General features: G+C 36.3%; 17 protein-coding genes. 9 read left to right on the top strand and 8 right to left on the bottom strand.

Going from position 1 to position 22,072, the window contains the following annotated elements; genetic code table 11:
* The first annotated feature begins 27 nt into the window (after positions 1 to 27).
* Positions 28 to 459, top strand: a complete 432-nt coding sequence (locus AACP56_RS03870) for an amidohydrolase family protein (RefSeq protein ID WP_339333234.1) — start codon at positions 28 to 30, stop codon at positions 457 to 459.
* Between the two features lie 63 nt (positions 460 to 522).
* On the opposite strand, the gene AACP56_RS03865 is transcribed toward AACP56_RS03870, so the two are convergent.
* The 4 genes from AACP56_RS03865 to AACP56_RS03850 form a co-directional block, all read right to left on the bottom strand.
* A complete protein-coding gene (locus tag AACP56_RS03865; RefSeq protein ID WP_339333236.1) occupies positions 523 to 2,133 on the bottom strand; it encodes a family 20 glycosylhydrolase in 1,611 nt (536 codons plus the stop codon).
* A 97-nt stretch (positions 2,134 to 2,230) separates the two neighbouring features.
* On the bottom strand, positions 2,231 to 2,872 hold the full coding sequence (locus AACP56_RS03860) for a GDSL-type esterase/lipase family protein (protein ID WP_339333238.1): 642 nt from the start codon (positions 2,870 to 2,872) through the stop codon (positions 2,231 to 2,233).
* 4 nt (positions 2,873 to 2,876) lie between these two features.
* On the bottom strand, positions 2,877 to 3,758 hold the full coding sequence (locus tag AACP56_RS03855) for an alpha/beta hydrolase (RefSeq protein WP_339333241.1): 882 nt from the start codon (positions 3,756 to 3,758) through the stop codon (positions 2,877 to 2,879).
* Between the two features lie 10 nt (positions 3,759 to 3,768).
* Positions 3,769 to 6,225, bottom strand: a complete 2,457-nt coding sequence (locus tag AACP56_RS03850) for a M14 family metallopeptidase (RefSeq protein WP_339333243.1) — start codon at positions 6,223 to 6,225, stop codon at positions 3,769 to 3,771.
* Between the two features lie 111 nt (positions 6,226 to 6,336).
* On the opposite strand from AACP56_RS03850, the gene bshC reads away from it, so the two are divergent.
* Positions 6,337 to 7,938 (top strand): bacillithiol biosynthesis cysteine-adding enzyme BshC, encoded by a 1,602-nt coding sequence (bshC, locus tag AACP56_RS03845; protein ID WP_339335468.1) that lies wholly within the window; start codon positions 6,337 to 6,339, stop codon positions 7,936 to 7,938.
* A 56-nt stretch (positions 7,939 to 7,994) separates the two neighbouring features.
* On the opposite strand, the gene AACP56_RS03840 is transcribed toward bshC, so the two are convergent.
* From AACP56_RS03840 to AACP56_RS03830, 3 genes are all read right to left on the bottom strand, one after another.
* Positions 7,995 to 8,540 carry a pyridoxamine 5'-phosphate oxidase family protein gene (locus AACP56_RS03840; RefSeq protein WP_339333245.1) on the bottom strand — a complete coding sequence of 182 codons (546 nt, stop codon included), beginning with the start codon at positions 8,538 to 8,540 and terminating at the stop codon, positions 7,995 to 7,997.
* Between the two features lie 209 nt (positions 8,541 to 8,749).
* The gene (locus AACP56_RS03835) at positions 8,750 to 10,426 is read right to left on the bottom strand and encodes a hypothetical protein (RefSeq protein ID WP_339333247.1); all 1,677 of its coding nucleotides are present in this window, start codon (positions 10,424 to 10,426) and stop codon (positions 8,750 to 8,752) included.
* Between the two features lie 228 nt (positions 10,427 to 10,654).
* Positions 10,655 to 12,547 carry a tetratricopeptide repeat protein gene (locus AACP56_RS03830; protein ID WP_339333249.1) on the bottom strand — a complete coding sequence of 631 codons (1,893 nt, stop codon included), beginning with the start codon at positions 12,545 to 12,547 and terminating at the stop codon, positions 10,655 to 10,657.
* Between the two features lie 171 nt (positions 12,548 to 12,718).
* On the opposite strand from AACP56_RS03830, the gene guaA reads away from it, so the two are divergent.
* From guaA to AACP56_RS03810, 4 genes are read left to right on the top strand one after another with little or no spacing between them, the layout of a single operon-like run.
* Entirely contained in the window at positions 12,719 to 14,251 is a 1,533-nt protein-coding gene (gene guaA / locus AACP56_RS03825) for a glutamine-hydrolyzing GMP synthase (protein WP_339333251.1), read from the top strand.
* Complete coding sequence (locus tag AACP56_RS03820; protein ID WP_339333253.1) at positions 14,251 to 16,380, top strand: PBP1 and LysM peptidoglycan-binding domain-containing protein; 2,130 nt, start codon at positions 14,251 to 14,253, stop codon at positions 16,378 to 16,380. Before guaA ends, AACP56_RS03820 begins: the two co-directional genes overlap by 1 nt.
* Positions 16,377 to 16,784: an OsmC family protein gene (locus AACP56_RS03815; RefSeq protein ID WP_339333255.1), complete on the top strand. Its 408-nt coding sequence runs from the start codon at positions 16,377 to 16,379 to the stop codon at positions 16,782 to 16,784. Before AACP56_RS03820 ends, AACP56_RS03815 begins: the two co-directional genes overlap by 4 nt.
* The gene (locus tag AACP56_RS03810) at positions 16,769 to 17,305 is read left to right on the top strand and encodes a DUF922 domain-containing protein (protein ID WP_339333257.1); all 537 of its coding nucleotides are present in this window, start codon (positions 16,769 to 16,771) and stop codon (positions 17,303 to 17,305) included. Before AACP56_RS03815 ends, AACP56_RS03810 begins: the two co-directional genes overlap by 16 nt.
* Here the strand turns inward: AACP56_RS03810 and AACP56_RS03805 are convergent.
* On the bottom strand, positions 17,302 to 18,165 hold the full coding sequence (locus AACP56_RS03805; protein ID WP_339333259.1) for a hydroxypyruvate isomerase family protein: 864 nt from the start codon (positions 18,163 to 18,165) through the stop codon (positions 17,302 to 17,304). The two genes, AACP56_RS03810 and AACP56_RS03805, sit on opposite strands and share 4 nt — an antisense overlap.
* Before the next feature lie 44 nt (positions 18,166 to 18,209).
* Here AACP56_RS03805 and AACP56_RS03800 point away from each other — a divergent pair, with 44 nt between their 5' ends.
* From AACP56_RS03800 to yidC, 3 genes are all read left to right on the top strand, one after another.
* Positions 18,210 to 18,446 (top strand): DUF3820 family protein, encoded by a 237-nt coding sequence (locus AACP56_RS03800; protein WP_339333261.1) that lies wholly within the window; start codon positions 18,210 to 18,212, stop codon positions 18,444 to 18,446.
* 55 nt (positions 18,447 to 18,501) lie between these two features.
* Entirely contained in the window at positions 18,502 to 20,139 is a 1,638-nt protein-coding gene (locus AACP56_RS03795; protein WP_339333263.1) for a CTP synthase, read from the top strand.
* A gap of 66 nt (positions 20,140 to 20,205) precedes the next feature.
* Complete coding sequence (yidC, locus tag AACP56_RS03790) at positions 20,206 to 22,068, top strand: membrane protein insertase YidC (RefSeq protein ID WP_339333265.1); 1,863 nt, start codon at positions 20,206 to 20,208, stop codon at positions 22,066 to 22,068.
* Positions 22,069 to 22,072: the final 4 nt, after the last annotated feature.

The raw sequence follows: 22,072 nt of genomic DNA, 5'->3' as shown, positions 1-22,072 counted from the left end.
AAATCTAGAAGAAGACCGGGTTGGTTCATGGATGAAGAACATGTATTTAAAAAGCATGCAGAGTTCATGAAGGAATTAGTGGAAGCTGACGGTATTGGCGGAATTGGTAGCCATGGACAATTGCAAGGACTTGGTTTCCATTGGGAATTGTGGAGTGTTGCCAGTGGTGGTATGGATAATCATGATGCATTACGAGTTGCAACAATAATTGGGGCAGAGGCAATTGGCTTAGATGGTGATTTAGGGAGTTTAGAAGTTGGAAAACTAGCTGATATTATAATACTTGATAAAAACCCTCTTGAAAATTTGAGAAACACCAATACCATATCACATGTGGTTAAAAATGGAAAAGTATATGATGCTGATACTTTGGATGAGGTTTGGCCAAAGGAACAAAAAGCTGAACCATTCTCATGGCAAACGAAAAAACCTGAAGGCTTGCCAGGTCTAAAAAAGTAGCAAAACAAAAATAGCGGTAGTTGAATAAAACTATCGCTATTTTAAATTTAATCTGAATAGAATCTAATCTTTTTGAATTGTCTCCAAGGAATGTTCGCTTTTTTCCCAATCAATTAGTTTAGAGGGATAGTAATTAACATTCATTCGCTCTAAAAACGGAGCTTGTTTTGCAAGTCTTTCTTTATAATCTTCCCAATCTCTATTTTCCGCTGTGGACCAACTTAATTCTGAGTATCCTATAGCTCTGGGGAAAGCCAAGTATTCCAATTCCGAAATATTACTGATTGTTTCTGACCATAATGGGGCTTCTACCCCTAGAATATGTTCTTTAGGAATTCCGCTATACGTTTCAGGTGTCCAAACATAAGCGGTATCAACTGGAATGTAAGCGGCCCAATGTAGACCATGCTTAGAAAGCGGGTCATACTGCATATCTAAATAAGCTTTTTTTGCAGGTGACAATATCACTTTCATACCTTTTTCTACTGCAGTTGTTGCATTTTCTTTGCTGTTCCAAAACTGAATTATGGATGATGAATCTAAATTTGCCTTAGCTGCTTCATCCCAACCTATCATCTGCTTTCCATGCTTTTGCACTATTTTCTCTACACGTTCAATAAAGTAAATGAAATCTTTCTTTTTGGTAACATGGCTTTCATCACCTCCTATATGAAAATAAGGACTAGGACTCATCGCTGATATTTCCTTAACTACATCATCAATAAAGGCATAAACAGTATCCTTTCTGGTGTCAAAAGTGCTGAAACCAACATGTGTACCTTCATAAAGTTTTGGTGTCTTACCGTTTCCGTTTAAGAAAGGGTAAGAAACAGAGGCAGCATTTGTATGACCGGGCATATCAACTTCAGGAATTATCATCATATGATGCTTACGGGCATAATCAACAATTGCTTTATAATCTTCTTGTGTGTAAAATCCACCAGCTTCACCACCAACTTCTGTACTTCCTCCAATTTCAGTTAGTTTTGGCCAAGATTTTATTTCTATGCGCCATCCTTGGTCATCTGTTAAATGAAGATGAAGTGCATTTATTTTATAATAGACCAATAGATCAATATACTTTTTTACATCTTCAACGCTAAAAAAGTGCCTAGCTACGTCCAACATGGCGCCTCTATATTCGAAATTGGGTTGATCTAAAATCTTTCCTGTAGGAATGGGCCAAATAGGACGTTTATTTAAAGTATCATTGCTTTTTTCTGGAATCAATTGCCTTAAGGTTTGAATTCCCCTAAAAGCTCCCTCAACGGTTTTAACATTTAAAATGATGGAATCCTTTCTTATGTAAAGCTGATAGGATTCTTTTTCTAAATCTGGACCATTGACTTGATTGATATAAATAACACGATCAATAGTTTCGCCTTCTACGTCATTAACAGATAACCGTAAACCCGTTTTAGCATTAATTTTCTCAGAAAGAAAGTTGCCCACCTTACTTAGCCCTTCACTTCTTGGAGAAGTGTAAATTGCCGTAAATTGATCTAAGGCAAAAGCTGAATTTGTTGGGATTATTTTTAGTGGCATTGGAATAAGTGCCTCTTTAGTCAAATCTGTTTCAGGAAGAATAAGTTGTTCTTTTTTTTCAGTACAAGAAAGAATAACAACTATTACGCATACTATAAGAAGGCTTTTAAAAAAAACAGATTTTATCATAAGAATTATTTTAAGCTCAAAAAGTATTTATAAAGTTAAGTATCCAGATAACCAAAAATCAGTAATATCCAGTCAAAATAAGACATGTTTTGATTGATTAATCAACATGCTCTTTAATTTTTTTATACCAAAGCTCATAGCCAGCTGCGTTCATGTGCAGCCCATCTTCAATAAAAATATCCGTTCTAACTTTTCTCCCATCAAGCATAATGTCCCACACGTTAGCGTAAGATAAATTCATGTCTGACAGGGCTAATTTTTCCAACCTTCTATTTAAACGCCTGTATTTTCTTCGTAGCCGCCATCTTGCTATACTTGGTTTTGCAGATATTAAAATAATGCTCGTATTGGGATTTTTATTTTTTATTAGCTGAATGATACTTAGTGTTGTTTGAACAACCTCTTTTGGTCTCTTTTTGGCGAAAACATCATTATCTCCTTCGTAAATGAATACTTTTTTAGGACTGTATCGTAACACCAATTTTTCTAAATGATATAGTAAGTCACTTGCTTGTGAACCTCCAAATCCACTATTTAGAATATGTTGCTCAGGAAAACGTTCTTGTACGTCTTCCCAAAAACGGATACTGGAACTACCAGTAAATACAATAGTCTCTTTAGAATTGTCCCATAACGAATCATTGCGCTTAACAATGTTATCTACTTCTTCTTGAAACCCGTTTTGTGCTCGTATACTTATTAAAAAGAGAAAAGAAAGTAGGTATAAAAGAATTTTCATGGTATTAATGCTTAGGCTCTGTAATTCCTTGGGCAACGGACCATTCGTAAAAACGTTCTATCCATTTATCCGAAGGTAAGCCTTGTTCTCTCATCCCAAAACCATGACCACCTTTCGCGTACATGTGCAATGCTACTGATTTTCCAGCACCTTGTAAGGATTGATACAATTCTACAGAGCCTTTTGCGAGTCCTAAAGGATCATCCGTAGCACAAATAAGTAAAGTAGGGGGGACATCATTTTTTGGCTCTTTCACAGTAATGACATCCGTCCAAGCATAAATCGGGACCATAAAATCAGGTCTATTTTCCTTAGAATAATTATAACCAATGCCCATGGTTACAGCTCCTCCTGCTGAAAATCCCATAAAACCAATTTTTGAAGGATTTATGCCATATTTAGTAGCATTTTTCCGAACATGGGAAATTGCATTCAAGCCATCTTCAATAGAAAGTGGCAGCACTTTAGCAACCTCATCTATAATTTTCTGTGGATTTGTAGTTGATAATTCTGTAATTTCAGCTACTCCATCTTTATCTGTTGGCACCAATCGATACTTGAGCACAAATGCGGTAATTCCCTTTTCCGCGAGCCATTTGCCAACATCATTGCCCTCGCTATTAATACTATGGGCGTACAAACCGCCTCCAGGCGCTACAATAACGGCTGTTCCAGTATTCATGTCTTTGGAAGGCCGAAAAACTTCCATTGTTGGTTTGGAAACATTAGTGACAACTTGGGTCTGCCATATTTCCGAGTAATATTCTTTCTCTGGTCCTTTCCAACTGATTCCTTCAGCTACCTTATTTGGTAATTCAATTATTTCTTGGGAAAAACCAATGGTAAAACAAATCATAAAGGCAAATAGAATCAGGGGATTTTTCATAACAATAAGTTTAGTTGACCATGAACAGTGCATTGGCAAAGAACAATTTACCATTTTCCCAAAAACCCCTAAAAAGAGGATTGTCCACCATATAGATTACATTTCCAGAGCCATGGGATTCGACTCCAAAAACCAGAGAATTTCCTATTTTCTTTTGGGCTTCACTTCCCGCAAAACCGGAAATGGGTTTAGTGTTCGATTCTAAATAGACAGCATTCCCGCTATCTAAGTAATCATAGGAGTCATTACCTAATTTTAAAGTAAAATAATTTTTTCCATAACCATATGCCAAAGGATGCGTATTATCCACTTTTACTTTAAATATCGCTCCAGTAATAGCACTTTTAATACGTTCCCTCTGTGAGTTTTCATGAGGCATGGGATTTTTTGTTTCCGTACTATCCTTTTCAGCTTTCTTAGCTTTAATGCCAAATCCTTTTTCACCATCAATATCTTTTATAGCACCTCCCATGGCAATTAAGTTACCACCATTTTTGACCCAATCCTTTAGTCTTTTAAGTTGATTTTCATCAAAGAAGTTACCATATCTACCGCCAGGTAAAATCAAAGCATCGTACTTATCTAAATTTACCCTTTTAAAATAGTTTTCATCAACCACTGTAAGTGGGTAATGCAATTGTTGTTCAAAAAAGTACCAAATCTCGCCAAATCTTAGTGTTGATGTTGGTTCACCAGAAAGGATAGCTATTTTAGGTGGTTTTATCATTTGTACGTAAGATGAACCAAAATCCTTACCTGTGTCTACAAAGCCAGTTTTTACGGGAGTTAGATTTACTGATGGATTTTGTTCAAGTACTTTTTTTAAAGTGCTTATAAAATCTTTTTTGTTTTGGTTATCCGCTTTGGTAATTATTAAACTTCCACGTTCAAAAGAATTCCCTTCAATCTTAAATGGAGCATAAGCAGTTCTGACTTTTATACCTTTTTTTAATAAATCACTCAGAAATCGTGCATCTGTCATACTGCTCCAATCTGCCACATACGCATAAGTGTTATTATTCAAATTTTGATTGGAAATACTAGTAGCTTCAAAGTTAGACTGATTTATAGATGTAGTAGAAGCCACTGCATCCAAACCGTAGGCATACGGTAATGACCAAGCTGTAATGTCATAGGTTAACGAATCGCTCAACTTGGCGGTGGGTTCAAATAAAACCTTTACCATGGTGCCTTTTTTCTGATTGGTGGAAACTACAATGGAATTCTCGTCCATTTTTATGGAACCATAAGAGTTAGTGTTATAATTAAAACCTTTAACGGTACCACTACTACCTTTTCCATATTCAATTTCATGATGGCTTAATAACTTTGCAAGTGCATCAATTTTATCGCTATCACCATTCAAAACATAGCTTTTATACTTATAGTTTTTGTTTTGATAAAACTTTTTGAATTCGGCATTTAGCTTATCCACATTTTTTGCTGCGACTTCAACTGTAGAAAGTCCCGTGGTATGATGGTGTGCTATTCTGTCTTTTAAAGTAAGTGTATCACCAATACGTGTGGTAATTCCAAGCCCAGCTCTTCCACTGCCACCCTGCTCGTAGGTCATGCCAATAGCACCATTGTATGTTGGATAGGTATCACCATAACTTGGATAAAAAAGATCATAAATCTCTTTGGTAAAATAAAACCAACCCTTGTTATCAAAATATTTTGCATGATTTTTACCTATGGTTTTCTGAAAATCCCTTTGAAAATTTGTGACTACCTCATGATAAGGCTCAGCTGCGGGAGCAAAATAGTAGGGATTGTTAACTCCCATTTCATGAAAATCTACATGAACATGCGGCATCCATTTGTTGTAGAACTTAATACGTTGTTGACTTTCAACCTGTGTTAGCCAAGCCCAGTCCCGGTTTAAGTCAAACATATAGTGGTTGCTGCGACCGGTCCACCAGCCTTCATGGTGTTCCTTGCTATTTGGGTCTACTTGATGCGGACTGTTTTTATATTGATTGTACCAATTGCTGTACCTGTCCCGACCATCCGGATTAATACAAGGGTCCATAATAACTACGGTATTCTCTAAATAGTCACTTTTGCTGGTCAACAATTCATAAATGGTCTGCATGGAAGCCTCAGTACTTACGCTCTCATTACCATGAACATTATAACTTAACCAAACAATAGCTTTTGAGGCGTTACCTTCCCCGTTAGCAGATTTTAAATGTTCTTCTCTTATGGACTCTATATTTAAAATATTAGCAGCTGATGATACGTAAGCAAGCAATAATAGCCTACGTTCATTGGTTTGCCCATATTCCGTTAGTTGGACTCTGTCGCTAGCGACTTCGGCCAGATATTCGTAATAATCTACAACCTCATGGTGTCTGGTAAATTCAGTACCCAATTCATAACCTAAAAACTCTGAAGGTGATTTAATGTCTTGGGCAGTTAAGAATGTTGTGAAAAGTATAGTGATACAAAGTAAAAAACGATTCATATGCAGTTTGGTTTTTGCCTAAACTCAAAACTAACAATATTTGGCAATTAACGTATTTTTAGGAATGGAAAAATGCAAGTAGCTTATCTTTAACCCGTTTTTATGCTTTTTATGGAAGTAGACTGTATCGATTTCCGGGAGACTGGATATTTTTCTGATTTGATTTGTGACTATTTAGATAGAAAAGAGGGGCTAAAACCTTTTTACAATAGAATGCCAGAGCTTAGCAATTTTAAAGCTCAAATAGAAGAAAAGGCTAAAAACTTTACTCAAGAGAAAAGAAAAATCCTTAGAGATTCCTTAAAAAAGCAATATCAAAACATAATTACCTCCGAAGACACACTTGCTAATATTGATTTATTAGAGCAAAAAAACACCTTTACAATTGTTACTGGGCACCAATTAAACTTATTTACTGGACCATTATATTTTCTATATAAGATAATTTCCACCATCAATCTCACTGAACAACTTAAAGAAAAACATCCAGATTATAATTTTGTACCAGTATATTGGATGGCTACAGAAGATCATGATTTTGATGAAATCAACTATTTTAATTTTGACGGAAAGAAAATCCAGTGGAATACCAAAGCCTCTGGAGGGGTAGGGCGTTTATCGACCGAAGGTTTAGATGCAGTTTTTGAGGTAATTACCAAGACTTTCGGTGAGACCAACAATGCAAATGATTTAAAAGTATTGTTCCGCAAAGCATATTTAGAACACGAAATACTTACTGATGCTACTCGTTTTCTGGCCAATGAATTATTTGGTGCGTACGGATTGGTAATTGTAGATGGGGACGATGCTAATTTAAAACGCTTGCTTATCCCATATGCTAAAAAGGATATTTTTGAACGACTTCCGTATCAAGTAGTTTCAAAATCAATTGAAAATTTAACAGCTGTATCAGAGTGGTATAAGATTCAGGTAAATCCTAGAGAAATTAATTACTTCTATCTAAAAGATAATATTCGGGAACGTATTGTTGAGAAAGATGGAATCTACTTTATTAATGATACCGAAATTAAATTCACTCAAGAGGAATTACAAAAGGAGTTGGAAACCTATCCTGAACGTTTTTCACCTAATGTAATAGCACGCCCTTTATATCAAGAAGTGATTTTGCCCAATCTATGCTACATTGGCGGAGGTGGTGAATTGGCATATTGGTTAGAGCTTAAGGATTATTTTGAAGCTTTAAACGTTACTTTTCCAATGCTCTTGTTACGGAACTCTGCCTTGGTAATGACAGAGAAGCTAGCCCAAAAAGTTGACAAGCTAGATTTGTCTATAGCAGATTTGTTTTTAAAACAAAACCAGCTTATCAATAAGAAAATTAGAAAGATTTCAAACATAGATATAGACTTTGCTCCACAGAAAAAGTATCTGGAAGAGCAATTCTCAAAAATGTACGAGCTTGCAGAAAAAACCGATAAATCTTTTTTAGGTGCTGTGAAAGCACAGGAAGTAAAACAAAAGAAAGGATTGGATGCTCTTGAGAAACGATTGTTGAAAGCCCAAAAACGAAAATTAAAGGACCAAGTGGTTAGATTGACTGAGCTACAGAACCAACTTTTCCCAAATCAATCTTTACAAGAGAGACAACTTAATTTTTCAGAATTGTATTTGGAGTATGGCGCAGCATTAATTCCTATGCTTATTAAAGCACTGGAACCAATAAAAAACAAGTTTTTGGTCTTGCGAAATTAGGTATTATCAGTTCCGATTTTCAAGCTGAGCTTGTTGAAATGCTATGCAAAGGGTAGTTAAGGAACTAAAAAGTTTCCTTTCCATCTTGCATTTTCTTTTTTGAACAAAGCCCGTAAGTGATTAGGTTGCTTAAGCCTTAAATATTCTATTTGTTTAGGTATAATCCGAACAATGCAAAAATGATTCTCTTCATTTAAATAATCAATTTCATCTGGATTTTGTATTAAACTTCCCGGGGCAAATTGGGTAGTGTAATCCTTTCTGGATTTTAATGGTATACCACTCCAAAGGGATGCTATAATTTTTATATCGTTGACAATTTCAGCTGTTCCCTCAATCTTAAGTTGTAACATTTTTTTGGGATGGTAGAACAATGCAGAAACATTGTTATTTGCCAATAAGTGTTGAATTTTGCTGGTACGCCTATCAGTATAAAATAATAACTCAAGCTCAGAATTTACTTTTCTTAGGACAACGGTACGTTGTTGTGGAGTATTTGTTTCATCATTGGTGGCCAAGGTAAAATAACGGAACGGATGTCCCCTTTTTGAGTATCCATTTACCAGCTCACTTTTAAGTTGTTCAAAGAGTATTTTCTCCATTCCTTACTTTTTTCAAAAATAAATGAAAAAGTAGGTAGGGTTTTTTTAAAGAGGGTTGTTTTATATAAAAATTACTATGAAAAAGGTTTTTTAACCTTTAAAAAAATATGAATTGGTTAATTCATGTGTTTAGGTTGGTTTTGATTTTATTTTAAAAGCCTCGGAGTGGTTCCCGAGGCTTTTCATTTCTAACTAACTCAAAATAAAATTTAATTGCTACAAGCATCGACTATATCTCTGGTTTCAGTTGAGGCCTCGATAATTCTATCAATAATGGTATTGCCGCGCACTGTTACCTCAATATGATTGTCCGCAACCTCCGTGACAACTCCAGTAAAGCTGTTGAACGCAAATTGGGTCAAAATTTCTTGACCGGTCAAGGGCATATCGTTTTCTTGATAAGTTCCTTCAATCCTAAACTTTTGCACAAAAGGCACCCTGATATTTTGATACTGCTGATAAATATCTGCAACAGCAATAGCAGTTCCCGGTGGAACACCCACCTCTCTTGATACTGAAACTTCAACAGATTTTTCAGTACTTAAGCTACGAGATCTGGTATTGGTCTCTGTTGCGGTTTTCGAATATTCATAGCTGCCGGTTATTGAACCGGTGATTGATTTTTTGGTACCACTGCCAAAAAATTTGGCCTCGGCTTCGTAAGATACTTCTACACTAACTTCAACACCAGCGGTGTTTGTAGTGGAAATGGACATAGTTTCTTCGTAACCTGCAACTTGGGTTGTGCTAATCGAGGTGCTTTCTCCTACGGTTTGTGTCAAAGTCCCGCTACTACAGTTTCTCAAAGTACTGTTATAGGCACTATTGGTGGCTGAAGAAGGCATGATAGGTTTGGAAAATTGCGAATCAACCACTAGTATATCCCAGTCTATATCAAAAAGTAATATTCTAAAGTAACTAGGATTTGTAGGTGTACTGCTGTCGGCAACGACAAAATTACTGCTAGATAAAATCAAAGGATTTTCAGTACCTCGAGGTACAATTTTGAAAAGACCAGGTCCTTCTTTTTCTATTTTGAACCAATAAGCTTGAAAATCTTCAACGTTGGTGTTGCTCCCATTTACAACTAGATTTCCCTTACTTTGAATATTAAGTTGACCATTTAGCATATATAAATAATGAATATCGTCCCCGTTATGTGCAGCAATTGAGAAGTATTCTTCATTGTTAGGAACCTTATCAAAATGATAAGTCGTGAAAGTGTCAAGGAGCTCAGGTTCTTCGGAATAGTTCAAGGTCCCCCTCAGCCGTATATCAGTCGGTGGGGAGGTGCCAGTGGCAGGATAGCGTTGTGAAGATGGAGCACCTATTACATTATTGTCCTTATCCACTAACTGCACATAATATTTTAAATCTGGTCGCAGACTTACCTCGGCGTAGAGGTCGTCTAATCCCTCAGCATCAATTTCTTCATCTGCAGGACTCGCCGTGAAAGATAGTTTCGCAAAGTCTTGTGTGGCCAAAACTGCATCGTTTTCGTCACGCACACTAACTTGTACTGGTACCCCACCTTTCAATTCATTTTCAAGGGCATCTTCGAGTTCGTCATTTTCAAAGGAGAGAATGGCTAAATTGCTGAATTCATCAAAGGGCACAGTTTGGTCTTCAATACTTGAAGATGATTCTATAGAAATTACCGCAGTAACTGGATTATAGCCTCTTCTTGCAATTTCACGGGCACTAAGACTAATACCTATTTGACCTTCGTCCGTCTCAAATTCGCTAGTTGAAATGGTAGGGTCAATCTCTTCAATCTTAGCATCTGGGTCGGTTGTACCACCATTATCATCTTTACTACATGCTACTGCTAGAATAAACAGCAGCAACATAAAAAATCTACTTAGAAATTTAAAATTTGTTTTCATCATTTTTTGTTTTGTGGGTTAAACTGGATTAGTTGTTTTGCGTGACTCACTCGGTAACGGTCTGCAGCCCTTAGCCGAGCAAGACCACAAAACTGGTTGTATCAACTTAATGACAATACAAACCTAAAACGCTGGTTTTGAGGATAAAAAAAAGGAGGGTGGACAATAGGTGGACACCCTGAAAATAGTTTAAGGACAAATGGTGGACTACTCTGAGAAGTATTTATTTTAAAGGCTTAATACGAGGTCTTGCAAAGAATCCTCTGTGGTGATATCCAGTTTTTTACGGAGACGATAGCGCGCTTTTTTTATCCCTTCTGCCGAAATATTTAAGATGTTGGCAATCTCTTTTGACGATAAATTCATCTTTAAAAGTGCTAAAAGACGCAATTCGTTTGAAGTGACTTGTGGATATTTTGCTTTAACATTACTATTAAAATCTTTATGCACCTCTTCAAAATATCTAGAAAAGTTTTCCCAATTGTTATCATCTTGTAGGTCAAAGTTGATGGAACGAATTAATTGATTATACCCAGTTCCTATATTTTCTTTTTCTTTTAACTCTTGCGCTTTTAGCTTTAGGTTTTCCAAAGTTTCATTTTTACGTGCAAGGTTTAAGGCATGGGTGGTTAGCTCTTTCTTTTTAAATGCGAGTTCTGCATCTACCTTTTCTTTTTCTAATCGGTTGCGTTTCATTTTTTGACGAACTGCGTAGAAACCAATAAGCGATAAAAGCAAGCCAATACCCAAAATAAGTTTTTGAAGATTACCTATGGATGCTCTTTGTTCTAATACTGTTATTTCTTTTTCTTGAAGTGCAATTTGCTGTTCTTTTTTTTCGGTTTCGTAAATGGTTCGCAGTTCTTCTATCTGTTGCGAACTTTTTTCATTGAATATTGAATCATTTAATTTTTGGAACGACAATTGATCTTCAATGGCTTTGTTCAATTGCCCAAGTTTTCTATAGGAGTCAAACCGATATTTGTGGGCATTTTTCAGTTCATTGATTGGACCCTTACCGGTTGCACTTTGGATAGTTCTAGTCAAAAAGGGTATAGCTTTTTCTGATTGTCCCATTTGTATATAAGTATTTCCTATATCATTTTGAGTCCATAGGATGTTGACCTTATAATTGTTGGTAGAATGTATTTTTAAGGCTCTATTCAAATATTCAAGAGCCTTGCCATATTCTTCTTTTTGCGTAAAAACCTTTCCTAAAATGGAAAGCGAATTCCCCTCGTTTTCAGAAATCCCATTTTCTTCGGCCAGTGCTAGTCCAATTTGTAAATGGTGTATTGCGGAATCACTTTTTTTGAGATAGAAAAATGTATTTCCCATATCATTATGAATACTGGATAGATACACATTGTCTTTTTGCTCCTCGTAAACTTTGGCAGCTTTCCTGAAATAGTTCAAAGCGTTATCATATTTTTTTCTCAAAAATTCAATATATCCTACTTGTCGGCTGGCATCTGCTGCTCGCCATGGTTTGTCGTGTACCCTGTCTAGCACCTTTAGCGCCCCTAAAGTTTCCTGTAAAGCTATTTTATAATATCCTTTACTGATATAAATATTAGCGCGATCACCCTGAGTTATTGCATATTGATACATGTCGCTATCCCTATAGATATTGAGGGCTTCATCATATTTTTCTATTGCCTCATCATATTTACCTTCAGTATAATCAATGGTCGCAAGAGAATTAATAACACTTGCATAATTGATATGATTGCCCAATTCTTTATGAACGGATGATGATTTATGAAGGTAGTATCTTGCCGAATCGTTATTACTTGCATTTTGGAAATAAGCTCCTAGGTGATAGGTAGCCCATCCAATTCCCATTTTATAATCAATGGTTCTAGAAATCTCAAGTTCTTTTTTAGCAAACCGTTTTGCAAGTTCAGGAGTATTGTATAGAAAAGTATTGTAAAGCCTTGCTAGTGCTTCTACTTTTACAGTGTCATCATTTTTCTTTTGGGATATTTTTAAAAGGCTGTCTAATGATTTGTTTTTTTTGATATAATAGTTGAGAATACTATCAAGCTTTTGACTTTTCTGTGAATGAAGCGCTATAGCGAATAAAAGACATAGACAGATTGATAAATTAGTACGCTTCATATCAGTTGGTTCACCTAATAAAAATAAGGATTTAAAAACAACCTATTGAAAAAGAACTGTTTAGTCTTTTAAATTTCAAGCTTTTAAAAATCAATTGTACTTTTCGATAACTTGTTAGCAATTCCCTTAAAAACATACTTTTTAGATTAGGGCATTTTCCTATTTTTGCCCATGCAAAACAAAGTCCTAATTCTAGACTTCGGTTCGCAGTATACACAACTCATCGCTAGAAGAGTGCGCGAACTGAATATTTACTCAGAAATCAAACCATATAATAAATCACCTAAAGACTTATCCAACTATAAGGCGGTTATACTTTCGGGCTCTCCACATTCCGTAAGAGCTGAAGATGCTCCGCATCCAGATTTATCTGAAATAAAGGGTAAAAAGCCATTGTTGGGAATATGTTATGGAGCACAATATTTGGCACATTTTAATGGGGGGAGTGTAGAAAAATCCAACACAAGAGAATACGGAAGGGCTAATTTATCCGAGTTAGATTCCAGCAGCTCTTTTTTGAAGAATGTTGCAGCAAACAGTCAAGTTTGGATGAGCCATGCAGACACCATTAAAAAACTACCAGAGAACACCACTCTTCTAGCCAGTACCAATGATGTAGAAAATGCTGCTTTTAAATTTAATGGTGAAGAAACATATGGTATACAGTTTCACCCTGAAGTATATCATTCCACTGATGGAAAAACGGTATTGGAAAACTTTTTGGTGAACATAGCTGGGCTAAAACAAGATTGGACGCCAGATGCTTTCGTAGAAACTACGGTTACATCACTTAAAGAACAAATAGGTGAAGAGAAAGTAATTCTTGGATTATCTGGAGGGGTAGATTCCAGTGTTGCCGCAATGTTATTGCATAAGGCTATTGGGAGTCAGTTGCATTGCATCTTTGTAAATAATGGATTGTTACGTAAAAATGAGTTCACAAGTGTATTGGAACAGTACAAAGGAATGGGACTTAACGTAAAGGGTGTAGATGCTTCGGCACGTTTTTTGGATGCCTTGGCTGGGGAGTCGGACCCAGAAAAGAAACGAAAAGCAATTGGTCGCGTTTTTATAGAGGTTTTTGATGATGAAGCAAATCAGGTAGAAAATGCTACATGGTTGGCACAAGGTACTATTTATCCAGATGTGATTGAGTCCGTTTCGGTGACGGGTGGACCATCAGCAACCATAAAAAGCCATCATAATGTAGGCGGATTACCAGATTATATGAAGCTAAAAGTAGTAGAGCCTTTAAAAATGCTATTTAAAGATGAGGTAAGGAGAGTAGGAAAGAGTATGGGTATGGATGCTGTAATTTTAGGTAGGCACCCATTTCCAGGACCTGGGCTTGCGATTCGTATTTTGGGTGACATTACCCCGGAAAAGGTGTCTATATTACAAGAGGTAGATGCTATTTTTATTGATGGTTTGAAAAAAAATGGACTTTATGATAAGGTTTGGCAGGCCGGAGCCATGCTTTTGCCCGTAAATAGTGTAGGTGTAATGGGAGATGAACGAACCTATGAAAAATGTGTAGCTTTAAGGGCGGTTGAAAGCACTGATGGTATGACAGCAGATTGGGTAAATTTACCTTATGAGTTTTTGCAAAAAACGTCCAATGAGATTATTAACAAGGTTAAAGGGGTTAATCGCGTTGTTTATGATATTAGTTCTAAACCTCCTGCAACAATAGAATGGGAATAATGAAAAGATTAGTTTTTAAGACGCTGGGTCTATTGACCATAATATTTTTAATGAGCTGCAAGGTTACGGCCCAACAAAAATATGTGACGCATAACGTAAAGAAAGGTGAAACACTAACCAGTATAGCAAAGCAGTATAGAGTTACACCTTATTCCATACTTCAGCTGAATAAAGAACTGAAAAATTCGGACGACATCAAACCAAACACAATTTTGGTAATCCAAGTGGATGGAAAAACGGTTGTTGAAAAAGAAGAGCCGGAAGAAAAAACCAAAATTGAACAAGAGGCACCCATAGGATATAAGAGGCATAGAGTGAGAAAACGTGAGACCATGTTTGGACTTACACAACGCTATGGGGTCACAGAAGAACAAATAAAAAAATATAACACTGATTTGTATTCCCAACCTTTACAAAAAGGAATGGTTTTACAAATTCCAGAATACCCTGAAGTTGAAGAAGAGGAAGAGCTTGAAGTAGAGGTGTATACGGTTAAGGCTAAAGAAACCCGTTGGAGTATTGCCAATAAATACGGAATTACAGTTGATAGTTTGGAAGTATTGAATCCTGAATTGCCGAAGAATACAAGTTATCTGGCTGTGGGACAAGAATTAAAATTACCAAGACCAAAAGGAGATAGCCTTGACGAACAGGAAACGGTGATTTTTGAATCGTACACCGTGCCTAAGTCCATAGGAATCTTTAGAATAAGTCAAAACTATGGAATACCTATAGATTCAGTTATAAAATTGAACCCAGAGATTAATGAGGTAGGAGGTTTAAAAGAAGGTATGGTATTACGACTTCCCAAGCAAAAACCCGCTACAGAAATAGTTAATACGGACAACTATATTTTCTATGAGGTAAAGCCAAAGCAAAATATCTTTAGGTTAACGCAAAACCTTCAGATTTCGCGTGATTCCCTTTTTGCTTTAAATCCAGAACTAGAAAATGGCTTAAAAGCTGGGATGGTCTTAAAGCTGCCTAGAATAAAGGAAAAACAATTGGCGGTAAAAAATGCACTGGTATTGGATAATATTAATCTGATTGATAGTATCAATATTGATAATAGACCCAATCTTATATTTCTACTTCCATTTAGGTTGGACCGTGTCGACTTTAATGATAGAAAAAAGACAAAAAGTCAAGTTACGGGAAGAAGGGATATGAGTGCAGCCCTTGGACTTTACACGGGAGCACTGGTTGCATTGGATTCTGTGAAAAAGATGGGGCTTTCTGTTAATGTAAAAGCATTGGATACCGAATTAAGCTTTGAAAAGACTAAAAGTATACTACAGCAACAATCACTTGTTAATGTAGATGCAATAGTTGGACCTTTAAGTCCTAATTTGTTAGGTGAGGTTGCAGTACAGGCTTCCAATTATAGCGTTCCAGTTATAGCGCCTTATGCTTCAAAAAGTGAATTGAGTTTAAACAATGTCTTCTTTTCTATGCCAAGTGACGAGACATTAAGAGGTAGAATTTTGGATTATGTTGCCGAGAAAAAGACCAAAGAAAAGATTTTGGTCATTGCAGATGATGAACATCAGGCTGCGAAGGACTCTATACTTTCAAAGTTTCCTACTGCAAGGGTTGCTAAAATGAGTAAAGACGGTTCCTTGCACCTAGAAGACTTTCTTTTGATGCTGTCAGAAAATCAAGAGTATTGGGTATTTGTAGAGTCAAAGACCCCAAACCTTATTGCGAGTATAAGCTCTATTTTAAATGCTGCAAATTCTGAAGAGAACTACACGGTACGTATGTTCACGACAAATTACAACAGTGCTTTTGATGGAGATGAGATTTCCATGCCCCATTTGTCCAACTTAAAATTTACCTACCCTTCTGCATATAGGGAAACTTTTGGGGATAGTTTTTCGGAAGCATATTCTAAAAAGTTTGGAAACGAACCAGACCGCTACGCCACAAGAGGTTTTGACTTGACTTTCGACATACTTCTTAAACTAGCATATGAAAAGAACTTAGAAGCAACTTCACAGTTAATAGGTCTTACGGAATACAGCGGTAACAAATTTAATTACTATAATGAGTGGACCAAAGGATACTTTAACACGGCATCCTATTTGATGCAGTATGACAAGTTACAGGTAAAGCAGATAAAAGAATGACATCAAAAGTTACTTATACTGGAGGATTAAGGACAACATGCCAACATATACGTTCTGGCAATGAATTTATTACAGATGCACCAGTGGATAACAATGGTCTAGGAGAAGCATTTTCTCCAACTGATACTGTTGCAACTGGATTGGCAAGTTGTATGTTGACCATGATGGGAATAAAAGCCAGAGGAATAGAGGTGGATTTAAGAGGTGCTTCTGCTGAAGTTACTAAACATATGGCATCTGACCCTAGAAGAATCTCAAAAATTGAAGTGAACTTTGAGCTGCCTTTTTCTGTTTCAGAAAAAGACAGAACTATTTTAGAAAGAACAGCTAATACTTGCCCTGTTCACTACAGCTTACATCCAGATATTGAAAAAGTAGTAACATTCAATTGGACAAAAAAGTAATTATATCGTATGCTTTTCTTCTACTAGGGTTAAGTTGTTTTTCCCAAGAGATTGAAGATTCTTATCTATGGAATAAAGATTTCAGGTTAACTTGGGAAGATTTTAAAGGGGCTGTTCCTCCAGATGCTGTACCAGCTGCTACAACCGCCAGTGGAATTAGTTATAAATATTCAGCCAATCTAATACATCACGAGGTAAAGCTTGATTTTGAGGTAAATGCATTTTTCTATCCCAATGAATCATGGTATAAACCCGATGTATGCAATAACCTAATTTTAAGTCACGAGCAACTTCATTTTGATATATCAGAGCTTTTTGCCAGAAAAATGAGGAGACGTTTAAGTGAGACCTCTTTTTCCGATAACGTAAAATCAGAAATCAGAAAAATATATAAAGAAACTCTCGAGGAATTGTCAGATTTTCAAGACCGTTACGATTGGGAAACCAATTTTTCCAGAAACCGCGAGCAGCAATTACGTTGGAACAAACAAATTGCCGCAGCTTTAGATGAAACTAATTAAACATCACAACGTAAAAAAGCATCTTTTAAGGCTGCTATCTTATCTTCCCAAGTCACTATAAATTCTTGTGCTACGTAACCTTTAAAGCCAGTATCTAAAATAGCTTTCATAATGGCGGGATAATATAGTTCTTGGGTTTCATCAATTTCATGTCTGCCCGGTACTCCGGCGGTATGATAATGTCCAAAATAGGTATGGTAATTTTGAATACTCCTTATGATGTCTCCCTCTTGAATTTGCATGTGGTAAATATCAAAAAGCAATTTAAAGTTCTCACTTCCTAAATGTTTACAGAGTTCCACTCCCCAAAGCGAATTGTCACACATATAATCTGGATGGTTTACTTGATTAAACAACTCCATTTGAATAACAACCCCATGTTTTTCGGCCAGCGGTAAAATTTTGGATAAGCCATCCACACAGTTTTGTAAACCAACATAATCATTGATTCCTCTACGATTACCACTAAAACAAATGAGATTGGTATAACCCGCTTCGGCAACTTGTGGGATTATTTTTGTGTAGTTTTGAATTAATTCTTCATGATATTTTGGGTCGTTCCACCCCTCAGTAAGGCTTATTTCTGCACCATTGCACATAGAACAATGAATATCATACTCTTTTAGAAGTGGCCAATCTTTTGGTCCAATGAGATCCAGGGCCTTTATGCCCAATGCATTTAATTCTTTTAAAAACTGTTCCAATGGCAAATGTCCAAAACACCACTGGCAAACACTATGGTTAATGTTGTTTTTTAGTTTAAAATCTTGACTTGGATTTTTAGATTGGGCAATAGATCGTGTGGTGGCCAATCCAGCTGCGCCAATAGTAGCTGCTGTGACAAAATCTCTCCGTTTCATTATATATGTTTCTAAACAGAAAGATAGTATTTTTAGCTAATTAAATGGAAATAAAACCAGATAGACATAAACTACTGGAATTAGTGCATTACAAAATGCCCTTTGGCAAGTATAAGGATAGGTATTTGGTCGATTTGCCCATAGCCTACCTTGTATGGTTTAAGCAGAATGGATTTCCAAGTGGAAAATTAGGAGACTATTTACAAACAACTTTAGATATAAAGTCTAACGGATTAGAACCAATAGTTAGAAAATTAAGAAAAGAATTTCCGAAGGATTAACAAAAATATCAGGCTATAATACTTACCTTTATGCCCCGTAACATTAGATACAATCATGTCACAAACCAAGTACATTTTTGTTACGGGAGGCGTAACATCTTCATTAGGTAAAGGTATTATCGCCGCATCCCTTGCTAAATTGCTACAAGCAAGAGGTTACAAAACCACAATCCAAAAATTAGATCCGTACATTAATGTAGACCCTGGTACACTCAACCCATATGAACATGGAGAATGTTACGTTACGGATGATGGTGCTGAAACAGATTTGGATTTAGGACACTACGAACGTTTTTTAAATGTAAAAACATCTCAAGCCAATAATGTTACCACGGGAAGGATTTACCAAAGCGTAATTGAAAAAGAACGTAGGGGAGAATTTTTGGGTAAAACCGTACAAGTAGTTCCGCATATTACCAATGAGATTAAAGAACGAATCCAAATTCTGGGTAAAAGTGGTGAGTATGATATTGTAATTACCGAAATCGGGGGTACTGTTGGTGATATTGAATCCTTACCCTACATTGAAGCAGTACGCCAACTGCTTTGGGAACTTGGTGATAATAATGGAATCGTAATTCATTTAACGCTGGTGCCTTATCTATCTGCCGCTGGAGAACTTAAGACTAAGCCAACGCAACATTCTGTAAAGACATTGATGGAGAGCGGTATAAAAGCTGATATTTTGGTCTGTCGTACGGAACATGAAATTTCTGAGGATATTAAGAATAAGCTTGCACTTTTCTGTAATGTAAAAAAGGAGGCTGTCATCCAGTCTATTGATGCATCTACTATCTATGATGTACCTGTAATGATGCAGGAAGAGGGTCTGGATACTGTTGCGCTTCAAAAATTAGCATTGCCAGATACTACGGAAACTGATTTGACAAACTGGAATGAGTTTCTTAACAAACATAAAAACCCTAAAGGAGAAGTTACCATTGGTCTAATTGGGAAGTATGTAGAATTGCAAGATTCATACAAATCTATTTTAGAATCTTTTATACACGCTGGTGCTGCAAACGAGGTAAAAGTAAATGTACGTTCCATACATTCCGAACATATTACTTCTAAAGATGTGGATAAAAAGATGCGTGGATTGGATGGTATATTGGTAGCTCCTGGTTTTGGTGAGCGAGGTATAGAGGGTAAAATACTGGCAGTGCGTTATGCACGAGAGAATAAAGTTCCTTTTTTAGGAATCTGTCTGGGAATGCAAATGGCTGTAATTGAATATGCCCGAAATATTTTGGGTTATACCAATGCCAACTCTACTGAAATGGATGAAAACACGCCAACTCCTGTTATTAATTTAATGGAAGAGCAAAAAACGGTTACCAATAAAGGAGGCACAATGCGCTTAGGAGCTTGGGACTGCGAGTTGAAAGATGGCACATTGGTTAAAGAAGTTTATAATGGTAAATCAGAAATTTCTGAACGCCACCGTCACCGTTTTGAGTTTAATAATGATTATAAGAACGAGTTAGAAGCTGCTGGACTTATGGCTTCTGGTGTAAATAAGGAGACCAATCTAGTTGAAATTATTGAAATCCCTTCCCATCCTTGGTTTGTTGGGGTGCAATATCACCCAGAATATAAAAGTACGGTTGCCAACCCACATCCCTTATTCGTAGGTTTTGTAAAGGCTGTTTTGCAACAAAAACTACAACAAACTAATGCCAGTTTGGCATAAAAACCACATTTGGATATATATTTGCCAACTATTAGGTTCGCAGATAAGCAACACTAAATAACTTTCATGGAAGAAAAGAAGTTTGATATTAATACGGTCATTGGCTTTGTATTAATTTTTGCCGTAATGATAGCGATGTTCTATTTTAATCAGCCTACACCAGAAGAACTTGAAGCAAAAAAAGCAGAACAAGAACAGCTAGAAGTAGAGAGCAAGACTACCGAGGTTCAGAAAATAGTAGAACAAAAACCAGCTGTCATTAATGTAAATGATTCAACTGCCGTAGCAAATTATAAAAGCACAGTTGGAGCATTTGGTTTCACTAAAACTGCTAATGAGACTACCAAGTTGGAGAATGAAGTTCTTTACTTGGAAGTTTCCAATAAGGGAGGTCAAGTTGTTGAGGCCAAGATGAAAAACTTTGTTACCTACGACTCCATTCCAATTTATTTAGTGAAAGACAACAATGCAAATTTTGCGATTTCTTTCTCCACAAATGATAATCGAGTATTGAGTACTGCTGATCTGTTTTTTGAACCTGAATTAACCAATAGCGGGGACAATCAAATACTTTCCCTTAAGGCAAAAGTTTCTAACAATCAATTTCTGGAATATCGATATGAAATGAAACCAAATGATTATTTGGTGGATTTTACGATACGTTCACAAGGACTAAATGGGGTCTTAAATTCCTCAAGGCCTTTAGATTTAGAATGGAAATTAAAAGGTATTCGCCATAATAAAAGTGTCCAGTATGAGAACAGATATACTCGATTGACTTACAACCATGACGATGGAAAGATTAGCAAACTATCTGAAAGTAGTGATTTGGACGAAGAGACAGAGGTAGATGTTAAGTGGCTATCTTATCGACAACACTTTTTTAGCACTATTCTTGCAACGGATGACCATTTTGATACTGCTGAACTCACTTCCACTAATTTGGTAGAAGAAGAAAGTAAAGAAACCCTTTTTACCAAAGAGTTTTATACTAAAACACCTCTTCAATTAAAAGGAGGGGAATTAACGCAAAATATGCATTGGTATTATGGACCAACCGATGAGAACGTTTTAAGTAACTATGAAGATTTGGGTCTTGTGGATTCTATCCCATTTGGATGGGGGATCTTCGGGTGGATCAATAGACATGTCTTTACTCCATTTTATGGTTTTTTGAGTTCATTTTTACCTTATGGTATTGCAATTATTGTAATGACCATTATCGTTAGGTTGGCACTTTCTCCAGTAACCTATAAATCTTATCTCTCTCAAGCAAAGATGAAAGTCTTAAAACCAGAGATAACAGAGCTAAATGAGAAGTACAAGGACAATGCCATGAAAAAGCAACAAGAGACGATGAAGCTTTATGGAAAGGCAGGAGTGAGCCCTATGAGTGGTTGTATACCAGCACTATTACAATTGCCAATTTTCTATTCGCTGTTCATGTTCTTTCCCACATCATTCGCATTGCGACAAAAATCATTTTTATGGGCGGAAGATTTGAGTTCTTATGATACTATTTTTAATCTCCCATTTACGATCCCTTTTTATGGAGACCATGTTAGTTTATTTCCAATTTTAGCATCGGTTGCCATTTTCTTTTATATGATGATGACTACGGGTCAGAGTATGCAAATGCAACAACAGCCTGGTATGCCAAATATGAAGTTTATTATGTACCTATCCCCTTTAATGATGTTGTTTTTCTTTAACAACTATGCTAGTGGATTAAGTTTATATTATTTTATATCCAATTTGATTACCATAGGTATTATGTTGGTAATAAAGAATTATATCTTGGATAATGAAAAGATTCATGCTCAGATACAGGAGAACAAAAAGAAACCTAAAAAGGAAAACAAATTTCAGAAGAAAATGCGTGAGATGATGGAACAGGCTGAAGCTCAGAAGAAAGCTGGGAAAAGGTAGGGAT

The sequence above is a fragment of the Croceitalea sp. MTPC6 genome, assembly GCF_036985525.1.
GTDB lineage: Bacteria > Bacteroidota > Bacteroidia > Flavobacteriales > Flavobacteriaceae > Croceitalea.
Note: the sequence above shows the minus strand (reverse complement) of the source record. Positions and strands in the feature narration are given on the sequence as shown.